16 protein-coding genes are annotated in these 19,666 nt (G+C 44.4%); 6 read left to right on the plus strand and 10 right to left on the minus strand.

What is annotated here, in order from left to right; all coding sequences use genetic code 11:
• Positions 1 to 10 precede the first annotated feature (10 nt).
• The 5 genes from FN961_RS08020 to FN961_RS08040 form a co-directional block, all read right to left on the minus strand.
• On the minus strand, positions 11 to 1,624 hold the full coding sequence (locus tag FN961_RS08020; RefSeq protein ID WP_143564033.1) for a restriction endonuclease subunit S: 1,614 nt from the start codon (positions 1,622 to 1,624) through the stop codon (positions 11 to 13).
• Positions 1,621 to 3,228 (minus strand): class I SAM-dependent DNA methyltransferase, encoded by a 1,608-nt coding sequence (locus tag FN961_RS08025; protein WP_143564034.1) that lies wholly within the window; start codon positions 3,226 to 3,228, stop codon positions 1,621 to 1,623. Before FN961_RS08025 ends, FN961_RS08020 begins: the two co-directional genes overlap by 4 nt.
• A 55-nt stretch (positions 3,229 to 3,283) precedes the next feature.
• Positions 3,284 to 4,441, minus strand: coding sequence for a protein adenylyltransferase Fic (fic, locus tag FN961_RS08030; RefSeq protein ID WP_143564035.1), 1,158 nt, complete (start codon positions 4,439 to 4,441; stop codon positions 3,284 to 3,286).
• A 261-nt stretch (positions 4,442 to 4,702) separates the two neighbouring features.
• Positions 4,703 to 8,260, minus strand: a complete 3,558-nt coding sequence (hsdR, locus tag FN961_RS08035; protein WP_143564036.1) for a type I restriction-modification system endonuclease — start codon at positions 8,258 to 8,260, stop codon at positions 4,703 to 4,705.
• Positions 8,261 to 8,578: 318 nt separating this feature from the next.
• Entirely contained in the window at positions 8,579 to 9,442 is an 864-nt protein-coding gene (locus tag FN961_RS08040; protein ID WP_143564037.1) for a YicC/YloC family endoribonuclease, read from the minus strand.
• 199 nt (positions 9,443 to 9,641) lie between these two features.
• On the opposite strand from FN961_RS08040, the gene rph reads away from it, so the two are divergent.
• Together rph and pyrE are read left to right on the plus strand one after the other, a co-directional pair.
• Positions 9,642 to 10,355, plus strand: a complete 714-nt coding sequence (gene rph / locus FN961_RS08045) for a ribonuclease PH (RefSeq protein WP_143564038.1) — start codon at positions 9,642 to 9,644, stop codon at positions 10,353 to 10,355.
• A gap of 94 nt (positions 10,356 to 10,449) precedes the next feature.
• Positions 10,450 to 11,091 carry an orotate phosphoribosyltransferase gene (pyrE, locus tag FN961_RS08050; protein ID WP_143564039.1) on the plus strand — a complete coding sequence of 214 codons (642 nt, stop codon included), beginning with the start codon at positions 10,450 to 10,452 and terminating at the stop codon, positions 11,089 to 11,091.
• Positions 11,092 to 11,268: 177 nt separating this feature from the next.
• On the opposite strand, the gene folE is transcribed toward pyrE, so the two are convergent.
• The 5 genes from folE to coaBC form a co-directional block, all read right to left on the minus strand.
• Entirely contained in the window at positions 11,269 to 11,928 is a 660-nt protein-coding gene (gene folE, locus FN961_RS08055) for a GTP cyclohydrolase I FolE (protein ID WP_143564040.1), read from the minus strand.
• Between the two features lie 226 nt (positions 11,929 to 12,154).
• A complete protein-coding gene (locus tag FN961_RS08060; protein WP_143564041.1) occupies positions 12,155 to 14,128 on the minus strand; it encodes an alpha/beta hydrolase family protein in 1,974 nt (657 codons plus the stop codon).
• A gap of 159 nt (positions 14,129 to 14,287) precedes the next feature.
• Entirely contained in the window at positions 14,288 to 14,881 is a 594-nt protein-coding gene (gene slmA, locus FN961_RS08065) for a nucleoid occlusion factor SlmA (protein WP_143564042.1), read from the minus strand.
• Positions 14,882 to 15,019: 138 nt separating this feature from the next.
• Complete coding sequence (dut, locus tag FN961_RS08070) at positions 15,020 to 15,478, minus strand: dUTP diphosphatase (RefSeq protein WP_143564043.1); 459 nt, start codon at positions 15,476 to 15,478, stop codon at positions 15,020 to 15,022.
• Positions 15,478 to 16,692 (minus strand): bifunctional phosphopantothenoylcysteine decarboxylase/phosphopantothenate--cysteine ligase CoaBC, encoded by a 1,215-nt coding sequence (coaBC, locus tag FN961_RS08075; RefSeq protein ID WP_143564044.1) that lies wholly within the window; start codon positions 16,690 to 16,692, stop codon positions 15,478 to 15,480. Before coaBC ends, dut begins: the two co-directional genes overlap by 1 nt.
• Positions 16,693 to 16,837: 145 nt before the next feature.
• Here coaBC and radC point away from each other — a divergent pair, with 145 nt between their 5' ends.
• The 4 genes from radC to argA all read left to right on the plus strand — a co-directional run bounded on the left by radC (position 16,838) and on the right by argA (position 19,659).
• Entirely contained in the window at positions 16,838 to 17,515 is a 678-nt protein-coding gene (gene radC, locus FN961_RS08080; protein ID WP_143564045.1) for a RadC family protein, read from the plus strand.
• Positions 17,516 to 17,642: 127 nt separating this feature from the next.
• Positions 17,643 to 17,879, plus strand: coding sequence for a 50S ribosomal protein L28 (rpmB, locus tag FN961_RS08085; protein ID WP_012327135.1), 237 nt, complete (start codon positions 17,643 to 17,645; stop codon positions 17,877 to 17,879).
• A 6-nt stretch (positions 17,880 to 17,885) separates the two neighbouring features.
• Positions 17,886 to 18,059: a 50S ribosomal protein L33 gene (gene rpmG / locus FN961_RS08090; RefSeq protein WP_011494790.1), complete on the plus strand. Its 174-nt coding sequence runs from the start codon at positions 17,886 to 17,888 to the stop codon at positions 18,057 to 18,059.
• 280 nt (positions 18,060 to 18,339) lie between these two features.
• Positions 18,340 to 19,659 (plus strand): amino-acid N-acetyltransferase, encoded by a 1,320-nt coding sequence (gene argA, locus FN961_RS08095; protein WP_143564046.1) that lies wholly within the window; start codon positions 18,340 to 18,342, stop codon positions 19,657 to 19,659.
• Positions 19,660 to 19,666: the final 7 nt, after the last annotated feature.

Genomic DNA, 19,666 nt, shown 5'->3' on the forward strand with positions numbered 1-19,666 from the left:
ACCTTGTGTTTTATTCATTAGTGTCAGACTTTGCCAAAGCGAACCAATCCTGTTCATCATCACTACGTTCTACTTTTACAATCGATTTATCCACTGTCATGGCCTGACGGATATCGAGGAAAAACGTCTCTAGCTGATCGGTGTTGCTGTCACTTGGGTAACCTGCAGCCACTAACAATTGCTGGCCGCTGAGTGGCTTTCCGGCTTCTTTTAAGGCTTCAATGACTTTAATCATTTGTTTGCTACCTGTCTTTTTTTTAAACGCTTTGCGTTTAGGCTTGGGCTGTTTCTTTATTGCTTCACGTTCGGCTTTGATGCGCTCAAGCAGGGCTTTAGCGCTGTTTTCACCAGTTATCAATGACGGGTTAGCGGCGCGCCAATCGGCGGTGAGTTCGCCTCTGAAGGCTTTAGCGAGTATTGACTGGGTGAGATTGTTGACTCGATCTTGTGCGGTATTAACCTGAGCTTCGACTTTATCTGCGAAGGCGAAAAGCTCTTCGACACGACGGACGATCTCGGTTTGCTCTTCAGTTGAAGGTATAGGAATAGGGTATGCACGAATATCCTTCATGTTAACTCTTGGAACAGTGCTTCCAATTGTTTTAGATTGGACAATGCTCAATATTTTATCTGAATTAAGGACAATAGTGAGATATCTAGAGCTAACTTCTACTCCCGCTCGAATCAAAACCATTCGTTGTCCAAGACATAGCTCAACATCAGCTGGAATTTGACAAGCTATGCCTACAGTGCCCTCCCGGCTATATAAAATATCGTCAGGTTCAGGCTTTAATCTTTGTATTCTATCTTCATAAACATCCTCGCTAACAAAACCTTGATTAGTTAAATCTAAGTAAAATGGATTAAAGGCTGTAGTACGAATACAGTACTTTCCGTTGTTACTCCACTTAGGTGTCGAGTGAGGGCAGTCAACAATATTACTTGTTACTTCTGAAAGTAGTCTGTCACTCCATGCAGATACACCAGTTTTCCCACGCCACTCTTCTGTCAACTTGCCACTGACGGCGGCGGCGAGGACGGATTGGCGGAATGATTTCAAGATGGCGGGTATGGCATCGAGGCGGGCTTTGGTGCTTTCCACCTGCGCAAGCAGTTCATCAAGCTTGTCGGCAATGACTTTTTGTTCGGCTTGTGGGGCTAAACGAAATGGTATCGTCTTAGCTGTAGCCCCAGAAAGCTCTTTAAATGTTGTACCAGAACCTAAGCTCTCAGCTAAATCACGAATACTTTTGAGGTAATAAAAAGCATAAGTTGAATTAACTTGCTCCGTAAAAACAAAGTTCTTAAAACCTTGATTAGTACAGATTGGATTTTCAGCTATAACAACATAGCCTATTGGGGCGCGACTACTAAATAGCAGAGCTCCTTTAGGCATTAATTTAGCAGAGCTTGAGTCGTAGCCTTCTTGGCTTAAATCTCTAGCACCATGCGATATAAATTTGCTTTTATATTTGCTTAAATCTGCGGGCGTAAGCCAGGCAATCTCACTACCTGGAGTTGCAAAGTTGTCTGGATTACCAGCTTTGGGAGTGCCTCCTGCTACCACATTAGCTATATTGCCAATAGGCTGTTCTAACCACCCCTCAGGAATCACTTGGCTCATCCCTTCACCTCTAACTCAGTACCTAGTGATTTCATTAAAGCCTCAAGATCGGCTAATGCACCTTTGAGCTCTGTCATGGCTTCACCTGCGAGTTCTTCAGGTGTGCCTAATGTCGCAGCATCGACGTTGTTGGCATCTTTAAGCCAGCTAATATCTAGCGAGTCACCTTTGCTATCGCGGATGAATTCACGGCTAAATACTCTCCAACGGCTGTGCGCTACTCTTTGCTGCGCTTTCTCGGCTCCTTGTTGTGCTTTCTCGCTTATATCTAAACCTTGATTAACCACAGAATCATCAACTTCAGCTTCTTCAGCATTAAACGACCATTCACCTTCCTTACGGTCAGTTAGTGGTAGGTTATAAACTGCTTCAAATGGCGTTAAGTGTTGCTCACCAAATGGGGTGCGCTTGCCAAAGTTGGGCATGTTGGTACGTAGATCATATATCCAAGTATTCTCAGTACAATTCTCTTCTTGGCGGATATCCTTTTCAGAGCCTTTAGTAAAGAACAGTACGTTAGTCTTGACGCCTGCGGCATAGAAGATGCCTGTAGGTAAGCGCAAGATAGTATGTAGATTGCACTTGTTCATGAGATCCGTGCGGATACTGGTTCCTACTCCCGCTTCAAACAAGACGTTATCAGGCAATACTACGGCAGCGCGGCCACCAGCTTTCAGGTTACGATAGATATGCTGCAAGAACGCCAATTGCTTATTACTGGTAGGGTAAGTTAAATCATCACGAGTGATAGAAGCATCACCGCCTTTGCTGGTACCAAAGGGTGGGTTCGCAAGAATGATATCCGCTTTTGGTAGTGCAGCGCCGACTTGGCCTAATGAGTTACCTAAATGCACCACGCCTTCGTCGTCGCCTTCCATGCCATGCAGTAGGCAGTTCATCAGGGCTAAGCGGCGAGTTGATGGTACTAACTCAACACCAACAAAGGCATTGTGTTTTTGAAAGTCGGCTTGATTTTGCGTTAGCTCAATATAGTCATCAGTTTTGGCTTTCATGTAGCTGTCAGCTGCAATCAAGAAGCCCGCAGTACCTGCAGCTGGGTCTTGAATGACTTCACCAGGCTGAGGATTGATAACCCGCACCATTGAGTCAATTAAGGCTCGCGGAGTGAAGTACTGACCTGCACCTGATTTAGTTTCGCTGGCGTTCTTCTCTAACAAGCCTTCGTACAAGTCACCTAAGCCATCTTTTTGGGCACTGAACCAGTCGATAGAATCAAGTGATTTGATCAGCTGCTTTAAGTGGCGAGGTTCACGCAGGCGGGTTTGGGCATCGGCGTAGATTGCAAGGATCAGCGGATCGGCGTGCAGGGTGTTACCTTCAGCATCTTTACCTGTCGATAAAGTGAGTAGCATGCGCTTATAGTCATCAAGCAGGTTTAAGCCATCTTTGTCGCTTAAGTCACTCCAGCGACAGCCCGTTGGCAAGGTGTGCTTATTCAGTAGCCCAGCTTCTGTGTTCTCATGCACCATCTTGATAAACAGCAGTAGCACTAGCTCGGTAACGTAATCAGAATAGTTAATACCGTCGTCACGCAGTACGTCACAGAGGTTCCACAGTTTTTGTACTATATCGTTGTTGCTCATAATATGTCTCAATCTTAAAATAATTTGGTTTAAATTCTGTTACTGATGCAGTGGCTTACTTTGTGGTTGCATTAGTACTTTCTTTTGCGCTATCGGCATCAAAATAAGAGCTGAACTGATTACTGTCTTTGGTCATCAGAGTTACAAATTTCGGGTGAACAAATAGCTTTTCTTTGCCCGATTGCAGCTCTTCAAGTACGCCAATATCACATAGCTGCTTTAGGTAGACTGAGGCGGTTTGACGTTTAGCTAAGCCACTTTCAACCAAGTTTTGAATGCGGCAGTAGGGCTGCTCGAAGATCACCTGTACTAGCTCATAGCTGTAGATTTTAGGTAGCTGCTGACGCACATATTCAGTGGTGTGTTCTATCAGTTCGCGGGCCGCTGCGATTTTATGGGTGGTCCACTTAGCGGTTTGCTCGACGGCATTGAGGATAAAGATGATCCACGGTTGCCACTCCTGCTTGGTGGTTACGTTCAACAGCAAGCGGTAATAATCTTGCTTATTAGCGACGATATAACGGCTGAGATACAAGATAGGTGCACTAAGCAGTTGTTGGTCGATAAGGTAGAGGATATTCAGCACACGACCTGTACGGCCATTACCATCGATAAAAGGATGGATAGCTTCAAATTGGTAATGAGCCATGGCCATTTTAATCAGTGGATCAACATCATCTTGATTGTGTAGAAAAGCTTCCCAGTTACTGAGCAAGTCTCGAATAACGTTCTCGCCTGCTGGTGGGGTATAGATAACTTCACCAGTGGCCTGATTGGTTAAGCTAGTACCAGGTACTTTACGCACATCCATCTGTACCGATTTAATGGTACTGCAAATCTTTAATGCGGTGGTAACACATAAAGGCCTGCTGGTCAGTTCTGTAAAGCCTTGGTATAGGGCGGTGCGATAACGCAGCGCCTCTTTGGTCATGGGGTCGGCTTGGCTATCTTCCTGAGCGTACTGGAATAGCTTGTCGGTAGTGGTGACGATGTTTTCTATCTCACTACTGCCTTGCGCTTCAAGTAGTGGCAGTAAGTTGATGAGTAGCCCTTGGTTTGGCAACAACTCTCCCGCTTGCTTTAGTTCGGCAAGGGCGGCACGTGCTGGAATACAGGCTTTTAGTATGAGTAAGGTTTCGGCTAACTCCCCAAGATCGCTCCCTAGCGGCAGTGGGGGTAAATGGTTGTATGCTTGTTCAGCTTGCCATTTCATGTTCAAAAAACCTTCTTTTATCGACATAAATAGATATTGCAGTGAGCTTATGTCGATTCAATCGACATGTAAAGAAAACATGTTTATAAAAGTTGATTTAATCGACATGAATGGCGTGTTTTGAGTCGTTATGTCGATTGTATCGACATGTATAGAAAGTGCCGATATCTATACAGGTAAAATTTATATGTATAGAAAATGCGAATTTCTATACATATCCCTTCGACCACTTGCCTGTGACCATCCGCCTGTGACTATGTACTAGCCAGCTTGCCAAAGGTACTCATTAAGTTCATCGAGTACGGTATCTAGCTGATCATCGAGCACACTGTTAAAGCGTTTAGCTCCGCCATGATCGGCGAAGCGTTGGTTAACAAACGGCTTATCAATTACCGCTTCATGGATCAACTGCTTAGCAAGGCGCTCTAACCACTTACGCTGATTGGGGTTCCAATTATGTTCACTGTAGATGCGCTGCATAGCGTTACTTACGCGTTGCTCAAAGGGGATTAAGGCCTCATTGATGGCGGCCTGTCTGATATAGCCGATAATGCTGGCGGCGATATCTTGGTTGGTATTCTTGCGCCATGCACTTTGTAGGTGTGCTTCGTTGTAACCTGCTTCATCGAGCAGTAACTTGACCTCTTTAAGCTGCTGACGAGTCAGGTCTTTGGGCCTATTAACCACGACAGACAGTGCTGCCGATTGGTTGATATTGTCTTTGATAAAGGTATTAAAACTCTCGAGATAATCAGCAGGCTTTTCATGTACACCATAGCTTTGCTGACGACTTAAGAATTCATCACGTCCCTCATAGATAACAGGCATTTTGTCGCTGCCCGCTAAGAAACGTACTTCAGCGAGTTGATTGATTAAGCCTTGATGTTGTTTGAAGAACTGCGCTGCCTGCTTAGGCCCTATTTGATGTAGGTGCTGGTGGAGCTTGTCGGGGGCGACGCCCCACATTCCCTCAAGTTGGTCTAACTTGGCTTTAAGCTCTGGTTTGTTCTCGGCCTTTTTAACGGCTTTGCGCATAACTCGCATGACTTTTTGGGTCAGTTGATTCAGCACATCATTGGCGTGACTATGGTTAGTGTCATGAGAGCTTGCCTGCTCACCAGGTGTATTTAGCGCTTGCTCTAAGTGAGCATCATCGCTCAGTTCGTCCACCAGCTGCTCTAAGGTGATATTAGGATCTTTGACAATCGGCTTCATGGTGTTGACCGCTTCTAGTGCACTGTAGAGATCGACTGGGTCGTAGACTTTGAAGACGGTTTTGCCTATTTCGTCACAGCGACGTGTTGCACGGCCCATCATCTGCTCGTACAAAATACGCGATTTCACTCGGCGTAGGAACACCAGATGGCTGATTGTAGGAACATCGATACCTGTTGTCAGCAAATCGACTGTGATGGCAATATTTGGGTATCGCTCATTTTTATATTGCCGAATGAGCTGGCTGACCTTGTCACTTTTTCCGGTGATTTTTGCAACGGCAGCCTGATTGTAATCATCACCGTACATCTTGTTAAAGGCACTATCTAGCGCGGTTTTAACCATATCGGCATGCAGGTCTGTAGTGCAGAATACTAACGTTTTTTCATCCCCAAAAGGGTCAAGCTCGTTAACTAACTGATCGCAGATAACGTCATTAAATCCTTTGGTTATAACGCGGCGATTAAAAGATTCTACATCGAACTTAAGTTCATCTTCTAAGTCTGCAGATTCAACTTCTCCGGTTTGAGTATTAATGGCGGATACGGTTTCACCTTTTTCAAACTTGATGCCATTTTTGCTGAGTAGAGTCTCGTAGCGAATAGGGGGCTCATGATCGATGAGCCAATCTTCTGCCACGGCTTCGCGATAACTATAGGTGTATATTGGCTTACCGAAGATCTCGCTGGTGTGCTTTGCTGGAGTAGCGGTAAGGCCTATGCGAACCGCATCAAAGTAATCGAGTACGCGGCGATAGCTGGAGAGGTACTGGCTAGCGTCACGGTTAGCGAGTTCGCCTTCAGTCATTTTCTGATCGAGTGCATATCCCCTGTGTGCTTCATCGACAATAATACAGTCGAACTCATCGAGGGACGGTGGCGTGTCAGACATAAAGATGCGCTTCACCATTGCTTGCACGGTGGCAACTTGAATACGGGTTTCGGCTTCACTACTCATATCACCCAGTTCGGCAATATTGTAGATAGAAGATAGTGTCTTATTCTGTTCAAGCTGCGCTTCATCGAAGGAGTCACAGGCTTGAGTGCCTAGCGCGGTTCTATCTACTAAGAACAAGATGCGTTTGAAGCGTTCGGCCTTAAGAAAGCGATACATCAAGCCGATGATGGTTCGGGTTTTACCTGTACCTGTCGCCATTGCTAGTAAGCATTGAGTTTTATCTTGTTCAAGAGCTAATTCTACCGCCACGATTGCTTTTTGCTGATAATCACGCAGACCTAAATAATCGAAACCCTCTTGCTGCAGCAGCTTTTCTGCTTCATCTCTGCTGCGCTTTAATTTATCGATAAGTCCATCGGGAGAATGAAATTGTTGTAATGGCCTTTTGGCATTACTTGGTTTGCGGGTATCGCGGAACCAAGTACCTGAGAGCTCAGCAAGCTGCTTATTGAAGGGGCGTCCATTGCAGGAGTAAACAAATGGAATGTGGTAATGGCCATCTTCCTCATCAGCCCATGCAATGCTTCTTCCCTCTAACTCCCACGCGCCTTTTTGCGGTGCTATGAGCTTATAGCCCTTAGAATAGCGCTCTGCTTGAGTAACTTTACCCGCAACATTGGCGTTTTCCTGTTTGGCTTCAACCACTGCAACAGGGGTTAAGCTACAGAACAATACATAGTCAGCACGTCCACCTTTACTTTTATGCTTGGTTGGCCATTCTGCTATTGCGAGGTTTTTACCTTTTTCGGGTCTGATGCCCTTCTGGTATGTAAGCTCTTGGCTATCAGCTTCCCAGCCTGCATCGGTTAGCTGTTGGTCTATGAGGATACGGGTTAGTTCCTCATTAAGGGTAAAGCGACTGCTGGCGGTGTTGGTACGCTTATTCACATCTTTGCGCTGCGCTTTAATCGCCTTGAGTGTTTCCTCTGTTTGCTCGGCTAATTGCTTTTGAAGTTTTGTAAGCTTGTTATCAAATTCAGTCTGCTGTTTGGCGAGTGCTTGCTCGTGTGATTCGGCTTGAATAGCCAGTTCTCTGGCTTCAACATCCATCTGGTGAGCCAGTACTGCAAACTCCTCTTTTTCTTGCTCAAGCAGGGAGGTCAGTTGCTGATTGGATTCAAGTTGCTCGTTATGTTCTATAAGCTGGCTTCTAAGCTGTTGGATTTGAGTTTGTAACTCACTTAGTTGTTTACTCGGGTCTTGCGGGATAACGAATTCACCCGTTTTGAAGTCGACGCCTTGCTCTCCAAAGGCTCGGTGGAACCAGATGGCAATATAGCGAGCTACTCGCAGTCCATCTAATGCTGGTTTATGTTCGGTTTTAAATTGATGAACAGCTTGGTTGCCTGCTTTGCGTAATCCGTGGAAAAAGTTAATGATTTGCGAATCGAGCTTTAGTTCTTTGCTTATCCTATACAGCAGATCAGCTTGATTAGTTTTATCGTCAAATTCAATGCTGCAGCGCATCGCTAGATCTTGCGCTATCGCTTCGGCAAACTGGCGCAGCTTAACTAGTGTGGTGTTAGGGTCGCTAGAGAAAGCCCGCTCTGCACTTTGTGCTAGCTGCAGAAAGATGGGGTCATGCTCTTTGAGGAAACCAAAGTTACCTACCGCTGTGGTAGCGTTAATGCTATTTGATCCTGTCATGACTTCCTCTTTGCAACTATAACGTCCAATGTTTAGGGAATAGCAATTATATTAATTAAAACGGCAACGTACAGCTAAGAACATAATCTGACATCACTTTGCTTTATGAGGAGGTAAAAAACAACCACATTTATTTGAAAATATGAGGCTAAGTCAGCTTTCGCAAGGAAAGCTGGGGGTATTTAAGCCCTTAAATGAGCCTGTTTAATACATCTAAATCGAAGAGATACTTTTGTACCCACAAATCTATATTTGATAGGCAAACAAAAGCCCAGCGATAAACTGGGCTTGGATAGACTAATTCAAATAGATAAAACGTTATTCTACGTTTTGAATTTGCTCGCGCATCTGCTCAATCAACACTTTAAGCTCAACAGCTGCGGCTGTGATTTCTGCGCTGATAGATTTTGAGGCTAGGGTGTTCGACTCACGATTGAATTCTTGCATCATAAAATCGAGACGACGACCTTGTGCGCCACCTTTTTTGAGGATGCGTTGAGTTTCAGCGACGTGGGCGTCGAGTCTGTCCATCTCTTCGGCGACATCCATTTTCTGGGCTAAGATAACCATCTCTTGCTCCATACGAGCAGGATCTAGCTCACCTGTGATTTCAGCAAGACGGTTGATTAGCTTGTCACGCTGCCATTGCATAATGGTTGGCATATGTTCACGTACAATGGCGACTTGCTCAACGATGGCATCGAGGCGTGTTTGTAGCATCACCTTGATGGCATCACCTTCACGGCCACGTGCTTCAATAAATTGATCGATAGCACCGTCAAATGCACCGAGTAATTCTTTGCTTAAAGCATCCATGTCTTGTTCTGAACCTGACATAACGCCAGGCCACTTTAGAATGTCGACTAAATTAAATTCACCTTGACCCGCTTCCTGTTTTACCCAGTTAGCAGCAGTGATTAATTGCTTAGCTAAGTCTTGGTTCAGTTGCAGTTCACTTGTCTTATTATCGGCGAGATCATATCTTAGGTTTACTTCAATTTTGCCACGATTCAAACGCTTGCGTAGACGGTCTCTTAGCAGAGGTTCTAAGTTTCGGAAGTGTTCAGGTAGGCGCAGGTAAGTTTCTAAATAACGCTGATTGACTGAACGGATTTCCCAAGAGGCGGTGCCCCATTCTGCTTTGTGCTCGATACGAGCGTAGGCTGTCATGCTTTGGATCATGGGTGAGTATTCCAGTTTGTTTAAATCGTCAAAGTGAACAGGGATTATAGTCCGATGAAGCCAAGGGTCAAAGTAAACTCTATGAGCTTTACGTTCTGTAACGGAATATCGTGGCATCCAAGGGCACAACCCCCTATACTATCCCCCCAAAATCATGCAGCTCAAATCGCTTTTAGATTTATGAATACAGGAATTTCCTATGCGCCCAAATGACAGAACGCCAGCACAATCTCGCCCAGTGACAATTACACGTCAGTTTACAGCTCATGCTGAAGGCTCTGTTTTGGTTGAGTTTGGTGAAACTAAAGTACTTTGTACCGCTAGTTTTACCGAAGGTGTTCCACGTTTTCTAAAAGGAAAAGGCCAAGGTTGGGTAACCGCTGAATACGGTATGTTGCCTCGTTCGACCCATACTCGTATGGATCGTGAAGCTGCTCGTGGTAAGCAATCTGGTCGTACTCAAGAGATCCAACGTCTTATTGGTCGCTCACTTCGGGCTGCTGTTGATATGAAAGCGCTAGGCGAAAACACGATTGTTATTGATTGTGATGTGATTCAGGCTGATGGCGGCACACGTACTGCGGCGATTACCGGTGCTTGTGTTGCGCTAGTTGATGCACTGAACTGGGCACGTGGAAAGGGTATTTTGAAAACTAACCCACTTAAGTTCCTTATTGCCGCAGTTAGTGTTGGCATCTATAAGGGCGAGCCAATTTGCGATTTAGAATATATCGAAGACAGCGAAGCTGAAACCGATATGAATGTCGTGATGACTGAAACCGGAAAAATGATCGAGATCCAAGGCACCGCAGAAGGTGAGCCGTTCACTCATGAAGAGCTACTTAGCTTACTTGAGTTGGCTAAGCACGGTATCCGTGAGATTGTCGATGTACAGAAAGCTGCATTGAGTTAATTTGTTGCATTGTTATTAAGGGCCCTACGGGGTCCTTTTTGTAAGTAAAAATAAAATTTACTAAAAATTACCCCTACATTTTTAAGGAGAGATTGTGAAAGCCTATCAGCGTGAGTTTATTGAATTTGCATTAGAGCGTCAGGTATTAAGATTTGGCGAATTTACGCTTAAATCGGGCCGTACAAGTCCCTATTTCTTCAATGCAGGCTTGTTTAACACTGGGCGTGATTTGGCTCGTCTTGGCCGTTTTTATGCTGCTGCTTTAGTGGATTCAGGTATTGAGCACGATCTGTTATTTGGTCCTGCATACAAAGGTATCCCTATCGCAACAACGACAGCTGTTGCCTTGTGTGAACACCATGACATCGATATCCCATACTGCTTTAACCGTAAAGAGAAGAAAGAGCACGGTGAAGGTGGCAGTTTGGTGGGCAGCGAGCTTAAGGGCCGCGTGATGTTAGTTGATGATGTGATCACTGCTGGAACGGCAATCCGTGAATCAATGGAGATTATCGCCGCTCATGAAGCTGAACTTGCAGGTGTGTTGATTGCATTAGATCGTCAAGAGAAAGGCAAGGGCGAGTTGTCGGCTATTCAGGAAGTTGAGCGTGATTTTGGTTGTGAAATCGTCTCTATCATCAAGCTGAGCGATTTGATTAACTACCTTTCTGAAAAGTCGGGTATGGAAGTGCAGCTTGCTTCTGTTAGCGCCTACCGTGATCAGTATGGGATTTAAAGGTTAGAACGCCTTCGGCTACAGAGCGCTGCGCTTACGGATGACGGAACGCTACGCTCACTGAAAAGATAAATGCCGCGATTATAGTTAACTATAATCGCGGCATTTTTTATGCTGTTTTACCGTGAGGCCGAAGGCCGTCCTCGAAGCGAAGCGTCCTAGTACCTTCTTTTAAATTTAGTTACTCAGAAACTCGGCACGTGTGGATGGGTTTGATTTAAAAACGCCACCTAAAGCCGTGGTTGTTGTTGAGCTGGTCGAATCCATCACGCCACGGGATTTAACGCAGTAATGCACTGCATCCATCTTAACGGCCACATCTTGAGTCTCGAGCAGGGTTTGTAGAGCAACTAAGACTTGCTGAGTCAGACGTTCCTGAACCTGAGGACGTTGAGCAAAAAACCTCACGATGCGGTTAATCTTAGATAACCCGATGATATTTTTACGGGGTAGATAAGCGACGGTGGCCAAACCATCAATGGTGACTAAATGGTGCTCACAAGTACTGGTTAGGCTAATGCCATTAACCTTGACCATCTCATCGAAGCCCATCTTATTTTCAATGACAGTGATTTTCGGGAAGTTGGCATAATCTAAGCCTGAGAAGATCTCATCGACATACATCTTAGCGATACGGCGTGGAGTATCAGTTAAGCTGTCATCGGATAGATCGAGAGACATCAAGGTTAAGATTTCACGCATATGCTGCTCAATCTTAACTTTACGCTCTTCGGCGCTAAACTCGGTCGGTAGCATTGGTGTTTCGAGACCACGTTCCAATAGCGCCTTTTGCACTAGCAGTGCAGATTCACTGAGGATTGCTTCTTTTGATGTCATAAGTTCCTCCACCATAATCATGAGTGGTAATATTCAGTATCTTTTTGTCTGCGGACAGTAAGTCTCTTATCTCATAATTAGCGCCAAGGTCAATGTCTTTGAACACTGGAATTAAGAGAGAGCAGGAGGATACCGTTATTTGGTGTAAATATATACCATAAAAAGGGTGGGGGGATAAGAAAAAACCGATAGTGCTTATCGGCTTTTTCTCGGTAATATTAGGTTATTAGAGATTGAGGTTTTTCTTTAAGAAACTCATCATCTCACCATAATATTTGGCTTTATGTTCATCGTTATAAAAACCGTGGCCTTCGTCGTCCATAATCAGCTTTTGAAACGGATAATTTTGCTTCTCTAGAGCCTCTTCTAATGCTTCAAATTGTTCAATGGGAGCACGTTCATCCTCTCCACCATGAACTAATAGCAGTTTGGCTTTGAGTTTATCGACATTATGAGTGGGTGACATTGATTTAAGAACTTGCTCATCTTCACCGAGTACTTGCTTTAGATACCGCTCACCTGCTCGACGACCTTGTACATCCCCCTCTTCGAACATCAAAGGGAGGTCATAGACACCAGCAAAACCAATGGCACATTTAAATAGATCGGGTTCAATAATGGCACTTTGCAATGCTGAGTAGCCCCCGAAGCTACCACCCGCGATACACACTCTCTCTTTGTCTGCTATTCCCTCGGCTATAACATGCTTAGTGGCATCGATAATGTCATATTGAATCTCGGTGCCCCACTTTTGATGGCCAGCATGTTCGAAATTAGCGCCGTAACCACCAGAACCGCGAAAGTTTACTTGCAGTACCGCAGCGCCTTGACTGGCGATTAACTGATTTTGAGGATCAAATCCCCAAAAATCTCTTGGGCCGTGTGGACCGCCATGGGGGTTAACGACTAAGGGCAAGTTTTTGGCATCTATACCGTATGGGAGTGTCAGGTAACCGTGTATCTGGACTCCATCTCGACTCGTAAATGTGATGGGTTTTACTTCTGCCATATTTTCAGGGTCTAGCCAATTTTTCTCTGACACCAGATACTCAAGTTTGACGGCTTTAGTGTTAAATAAGTAGTAATCCCCTGGGTTACGATCATTAAAGGCTTTAATGATAATTTGTTCAGTATCACTGGTTTGGCTGACTAAGTGTATTTGATGGCCGGGAAGTGATGCCAGTAGCTGCTTTACATATTTAGCTGATGGATCTTTAGGGTTAATAAATTCATAGGTTGGGTAACCGTTTTCATACTCAACAGCATAGAGTTTTTTGCTGATTTTATTAATCCATACATTACTGGGATCAACCTCTTTATCTTGGCTGACTAATTGTTGTTCGCCTGTTTTTATATTGAGCAGATAAATACCAGCTGGTTTACCTGATTCGCGACCAGTGACGTAAAGAGTATCCTTATCATCCCCGAAGGCAATAGGGGTTAGGTCATCCAAGTTGTGTTTCAATTTTTCGACATTGATCCATTGACTACCTTGTCTATAAAACAGCTCATAGTTAATGTAATCTCTTGTGCCACCGACAAAGCGAACTTCACCATCATGATCCGTAAGGAAATTTGCGTAAGGAATTGGAGCACTGGCTATTTTTTTACGTTTACCGTTATAGATATCGACGCGATAGACTTTTTGTTTATTCTCCGCCGTATTGCTACCGCCATTCCCCCAAGGAAGTGCTTGAACTAGCATATAGCGATCATCTTCAGGCAATGGATCTAAGATATAAGCCGTAGCTCGGATTGGAGTGTTTCTCTTAATATGCGAACCGACTTGTTTTTTGCCACTTTTGTAACCAAAAAGGTAAGTTGCGCGAGACCCGTCAGCATTGACAGCGAACAATTCACCGTGATAGCTCGGATGATCCTGCCAGCCTTTTAAGTATTCTTTTTGTAGTACAACTCGTTCATCGTTTGCCCATGCATAATCGCCAACCTGCGCATTACCGGGAAAGAATACAGCATGATGAAGCTTTCTTGTTTTTGCATCAAGAATCAGTAACTTGTTTTTACCATCGTGTTTAGTAATAGCGCTAATGTAGTTGCCAGAGGGGGAGATTTTTACATTAGTGAATTCAGCGCCACGACTAAATAGCTGTTCAGGGGATTGAGGGGCAGCAGCGACGAATTGGGTAAATAGACCAATATTGATTACTAGCAGTATGGATAATTTTTTTATGAATATCATGCAACATCCTTGTACATCTTAGTGTGTATTTTGATATTGAGAATAAGGTAAAAGTTGCAGATGTACAATAGATGTGTGGTTTGTTAGCTCGTAGGTTTTAGGGGCTTGTTAGTGATAGGTTACAACGAGTGACGGCCGAGTCGCCGTCACTCGTTGATTTTAGCTTTGAAGTAACTGTTGCTGAACAAATACCCACTGCTGTTCGAAGTGTTGCGTTGGTTTTTGCTTAAACTCACTGCGGACAAATTGTGAAATTCGACCTTCTGCAATGGCGAGCAGTAAGTTCGCTAAAATAGCTTCGTCAAGATTAAACCCTTTGCCTTCACGTAGCGTTTTCTCACGTAAAATTTGCTTTAGATGGGTTTCAATTTTAGAAAATATTTGATTAATACGACTACGCAATCTGTCATGCTCACCCAATAATGCGTCACCATTTAGGATGCGTGAAATGCCAGGGTTCCGCTCGGCGAAAATCAGTAATAGTTGCAGTAAATGTTGGCAGCGCTTCATGGTATCTTTTTCTTCATCCATGATGAGGTTGATGCGCGATAAGAGAGATTCTTCAATAAAATCGATTAATCCTTCAAACATCCGTGCTTTACTGGGAAAATGTCGATACAGAGCGGCCTCTGATACACCGACCTCAGCAGCTAATTTTGCTGTGGTAATTCTTTGCCCAGGGTGGGTTTCCAGCATTGTTGCCAGACATTGAAGTATATGTTCGCGGCGATTAATTTTTGGGCTTGCAGCCATCTGTTTTTCCTTCACTCAAAATACGGCAGGAACTAGGTGATTGTTCCACCTGCTTAAACAATAAAACAGGTGAGCGTCACTCTTATGTTTAATTCTATGAGGCTTAGCGGTAAGTCCCTAGTTCCTCTGTTGTGCTAACTACTTCGTGCCCGAGTGACCGAAGCCACCTTCACCGCGCATAGAGTTATCAAATTCATCCACAAGCTTGAATTCAGCTTGTACTACAGGAACAAAGATTAATTGAGCCAGACGGTCACCTATTTCTAAGGTAAAAGGTGTGTCTCCTCTGTTCCAACAAGAGACCATAAGTGGACCTTGATAATCAGAGTCGATGAGGCCAACAAGATTACCCAATACGATGCCATGTTTATGTCCTAACCCTGAACGCGGCAAGATCATTGCAGCAAGGCTTGGCTCTGCAACGTGAATAGCAATGCCTGTCGGAATTAATACTGTTTCACCTGGTGCAACGGTCATACTTGTGTCGAGCATGGCGCGAAGATCCATGCCTGCACTGCCCGGTGTAGCATAAGAAGGAAGAGGGTATTCTGATCCAATGCGTGAATCTAAGATTTTAACTTCTATTGGTGTTTTCATTACTTATCGTCTTGTAAAAGGGCTACGTGCTCTGCAATTAAGGTGAGTAGTTGGCGTGCCAAAATCAACTTATCTGTCGCAGGAAGATCGTGTTGCCCATCGGCCCAGATAACCTTAAGCGCATTTTGTTCTGCATTGAAACCGAGCTCAGGATTAGATACGTCATTAGCGGCGATCATATCTAGCTTTTTCCTGATTAATTTATCTTTAGCATAGTGTTCAACATCTTGGGTTTCAGCGGCAAAACCTACCGTAAATGGACGCGGCTTGTGGCTGGCAACGGTGGCTAAGATATCAGGATTTCTAACGAGTGCAAGTTGCATGTTCTGCGCTGATTTTTTTATTTTATCTTCGGCTACTTCGCCAATTCTATAGTCAGCAACTGCGGCGCAACCAATAAATATTTTATTATTATCAACATTTTGCATAACTGCGTTCAGCATGTCTTGAGTCGATTCAACATCGAGACGAGTAACGCCTGCTGGTGTTGGTAAGTGCACAGGACCTGCGACTAAGGTGACATTAGCCCCCATTGCAGCTGCCATTTTAGCTAATGCAAAGCCCATTTTTCCAGAACTGTGATTGGAGATGTAGCGAACAGGATCTATCGCTTCACGAGTGGGCCCAGCAGTCAGTAAGATTGATTGACCTTGAAGCAACTTCGGTGCAAAAAATTGTTCCACCTGTTGAGCAATCTCAAGCGGTTCCTGCATACGGCCAGGACCGACTTCGCCACAGGCCTGACTGCCAGAAGCAGGTCCCCATATGGTTAATCCACGTTTGGCTAAGTTGGCTAGATTATCTTGGGTTGCTTGATTACGATACATCTGCTGATTCATGGCTGGGCAAATAACAACAGGCGCTTCAGTGGCGAGACATGTGGTCGTGATGAGCTCATCAGCCATGCCTGCGTTAATGCGTGCTATGAGGTTGGCAGTCGCTGGGGCGACAACAACAAGGTCAGCCCAACGAGCCAGCTCAATATGCCCCATTGCTGCTTCAGCGGCAGTATCGAGTAGATCGGACGCGACAGGGTGGCCGGACAGAGCTTGTAAGGTCAGTGGCGTGATGAACTCTTTTGCACTTTGACTCATGACGACACGAACATCGAAACCGCGCTCTTTTAAACGGCGAATAAGATCAGCGGATTTATAGGCTGCAATACCGCCACCAATGGCGAGTAAGATATTTTGATTAGTTTGGCTCTGACTCATAAGAAATGGCTCAAATTAAGAAACGATACTATCGCTAAAATGAATTGCGCTTAAGATATCACAAACCAAAGCACTGAGAGGATACAAGTTTCAAAAACTAGACCATACTCAGGATCTACTGAATAAATCACACAGGGAAGTCGTGATGGCGATAAAAGATTGGCCTGAAGGCGAAGGTCCCAGAGATAAACTCATTAAATTTGGTGTGTCTCAGCTGTCTGATGCTGAAATTATAGCTGTACTCCTTAGGAATGGCTCACAGGGTTTAAGTGCTGTTGAGCTAGCAAGGAATCTAATTAATGAGTTTGGCGGCCTTAGAGAACTGCTGATAGCGTCTCAATCACAGGTTTGTCACTTATCGGGGATGGGGCCGGTAAAGTATGCTCAACTTCACGCTGCAGCTGAATTAAGTCGACGAGTTTCGCAACAAAATTTAAAAAGAGGTAAAATTTTAAGTGATCCTGATTTAACTCGGGACTATTTAATGAGACAATTGCGCGATCGTGCCTATGAGGTGTTTGCCATCTTATTGCTGGATAGCCAACATAGGGTTATTCAGTTTGTCGAATTATTTCGAGGCACCATTGACTCAGCTTCAGTATATCCTCGAGATGTAGTGAGTCTGGTGTTAGAAAAAAATGCCGCGGCCGTGATTGTCTGCCACAACCATCCATCAGGAGTTGCGGAGCCAAGTCAGGCCGATAGGCGAATTACTGAGCGATTGAAATGTGCACTTGCAACCATAGATGTTTCTTTGCTAGACCATATGGTTGTAGGCGATCGCGAGATAGTTTCATTTGCAGAACGGGGATGGATAAATTAACTATCCCTTGATCTTTGCTTTTAGATCCTGTATAAAATGCGCCCTCTGTTGTGTGCCTCAGGCGACGGCCATATTCGAGGTACATTAATGCTCGAGCGTTATATATATTGTTTTGGAGAAGTTTGACATGTCAAGAGTATGCCAAGTAACTGGCAAGAAACCAATGGTTGGTAACAACCGCTCACACGCGAAAAACGCGACACGTCGTCGTTTTTTACCGAACCTACAAAACCATCGTTTTTGGTTAGAAGGTGAAAAGCGTTTCGTTAAGCTACGTATCTCTACTAAAGGTATGCGTATCATCGATAAGAAAGGTATTGAAGTTGTTGTTGCTGAACTTCGTGCCCGTGGCGAGAAGGTATAATAAACCATGGCTAAATCTAAAGGTAATCGTGAGAAGATCAAGCTAGTTTCTAGCGCTAAAACTGGTCATTTCTACACAACTGAAAAGAACAAGCGTAACATGCCTGAAAAGATGGAGATCAAGAAATTTGATCCAGTTATCCGTCAGCACGTTATGTACAAAGAAGCTAAAATCAAGTAATAACTTGAAACCTAGTTTTCTTAAAAAGCCCCTGTTTCAGGGGCTTTTTTTTGGTTTAAATTTGTCCTTCCCTTCGTATTGCTCTGCAATAAAATTCATTTCTTACTATTATCTATAATTGTCGTTCATACCCAACATCATTTGAGCTTTATGGCCAATATCTCTTAAATTTTCGTGAAAATAAATGCTGTTATTGTGAATTAAAATGCAATATCATTGATTTTTAATTGCGGTAACTTCCCGCAACCCGATCAAACGATGAATTAAGTGAGATATTAGCGTGCGGACAACAGAACTCGTTGAAGGATTTCGTCACTCGGCCTCTTATGTGAATGCACATAGGGGAAAGACTTTTGTTGTAATGTTGGGCGGAGAGGCTTTAGCTCAAGGTCAGTTCCGCTCGATTATTAATGATATTGCCCTTCTGCACAGTCTAGGAATTAAGATGGTGTTAGTTCACGGTGCGCGTCCGCAGATTGATGAGGCTCTCGCTGAAAGAGCGCTAATCCCTGAATACTATAACGGTATACGGATTACTGAAGAGGATGCTTTTAAAGTTATTAAGCAAGTTGTAGGTGGCTTACAGCTGGATATTACGGCACGGCTCTCCATGAGTTTGAGTAATACGCCGATGCAAGGCGCACATATTAATGTGGTCAGTGGCAATTTTGTCACCGCTCAGCCGTTAGGCGTCGATGATGGTGTAGATTATTGTTTGAGTGGTAAGGTCAGGCGAATCGATGTCCAAGGGCTTAAAGCGCAACTGGATAACAATGGCATTGTGTTACTTGGGCCCATTGCTGCTTCGGTAACGGGTGAGAGTTTTAACTTAACAGCTGAAGAAGTTGCCACTCAAATTGCGGTGAAGCTTAAGGCTGACAAGATGATCGGCTTTAGTTCGCAAAAAGGCATTTTAGATAGTTCAGGCGATGTATTGGCCGAACTGATGCCAAACGAAGCCCAGGGGATTTTAAATCACATTGATGATGAAACTCATGTCTGTGTCGGCACCAAGGCTTTCCTTAAGGCCAGTATCGATGCTTGTCGAAATGGGGTCTCTCGATGTCATTTTGTGAGTTATCTAGATGATGGCTCTTTGCTGCAGGAGCTCTTTTCCAGAGATGGTATTGGCACTCAGATAGTCACAGAAAGTGCAGAGCGGCTGCGTAGGGCTGGCATTAGTGATATTGGTGGCATCCTCAATCTTATTCGTCCTTTAGAGGAAAAAGGATTTTTAGTGCGCCGCTCTCGTGAGCAACTGGAGATGGAAATCGAGCAGTTCATGCTGATTGAGCGTGATAACTTGGTCATTGGCTGCGCGGCTTTTTATCCCTTTGAAGAGGACAGTGCCGGAGAGTTTGCCTGTTTAGTGGTGCATCCTGAATACCGAGATGCAGACAGAGGGAGCTTGTTACTGAAAAACATCATAGGCCAAGCCAGAGTACGAGGTTATACGCGCCTGTTTGCCTTGACGACACGGAGCATTCATTGGTTCTTGGAGCACGGCTTTCAAATTGTTGAGGTGGATGAGTTACCGAATAAGAAGAAGCAACTCTACAACTATCAACGCAAGTCTAAAATTCTTGCGTTAGAGCTTTAGGGTTTTC

The organism is Shewanella hanedai, assembly GCF_007197645.1.
Lineage (GTDB): Bacteria > Pseudomonadota > Gammaproteobacteria > Enterobacterales > Shewanellaceae > Shewanella > Shewanella hanedai.

Excerpts from the sequence above, each read along its gene's own strand:
- hsdR (WP_143564036.1), bottom strand. The coding sequence starts at position 8,260 with ATGACAGGATCAAATAGCATTAACGCTACCACAGCGGTAGGTAACTTT.
- folE (WP_143564040.1), bottom strand. The coding sequence starts at position 11,928 with ATGACATCAAAAGAAGCAATCCTCAGTGAATCTGCACTGCTAGTGCAA.
- coaBC (WP_143564044.1), bottom strand. The coding sequence starts at position 16,692 with ATGAGTCAGAGCCAAACTAATCAAAATATCTTACTCGCCATTGGTGGC.
- FN961_RS08060 (WP_143564041.1), bottom strand. The coding sequence starts at position 14,128 with ATGATATTCATAAAAAAATTATCCATACTGCTAGTAATCAATATTGGT.
- fic (WP_143564035.1), bottom strand. The coding sequence starts at position 4,441 with ATGAAATGGCAAGCTGAACAAGCATACAACCATTTACCCCCACTGCCG.
- FN961_RS08025 (WP_143564034.1), bottom strand. The coding sequence starts at position 3,228 with ATGAGCAACAACGATATAGTACAAAAACTGTGGAACCTCTGTGACGTA.
- FN961_RS08020 (WP_143564033.1), bottom strand. The coding sequence starts at position 1,624 with ATGAGCCAAGTGATTCCTGAGGGGTGGTTAGAACAGCCTATTGGCAAT.
- rpmB (WP_012327135.1), top strand. The coding sequence starts at position 17,643 with ATGTCAAGAGTATGCCAAGTAACTGGCAAGAAACCAATGGTTGGTAAC.
- FN961_RS08040 (WP_143564037.1), bottom strand. The coding sequence starts at position 9,442 with ATGATCCAAAGCATGACAGCCTACGCTCGTATCGAGCACAAAGCAGAA.
- rph (WP_143564038.1), top strand. The coding sequence starts at position 9,642 with ATGCGCCCAAATGACAGAACGCCAGCACAATCTCGCCCAGTGACAATT.
- rpmG (WP_011494790.1), top strand. The coding sequence starts at position 17,886 with ATGGCTAAATCTAAAGGTAATCGTGAGAAGATCAAGCTAGTTTCTAGC.
- slmA (WP_143564042.1), bottom strand. The coding sequence starts at position 14,881 with ATGGCTGCAAGCCCAAAAATTAATCGCCGCGAACATATACTTCAATGT.
- radC (WP_143564045.1), top strand. The coding sequence starts at position 16,838 with ATGGCGATAAAAGATTGGCCTGAAGGCGAAGGTCCCAGAGATAAACTC.
- dut (WP_143564043.1), bottom strand. The coding sequence starts at position 15,478 with ATGAAAACACCAATAGAAGTTAAAATCTTAGATTCACGCATTGGATCA.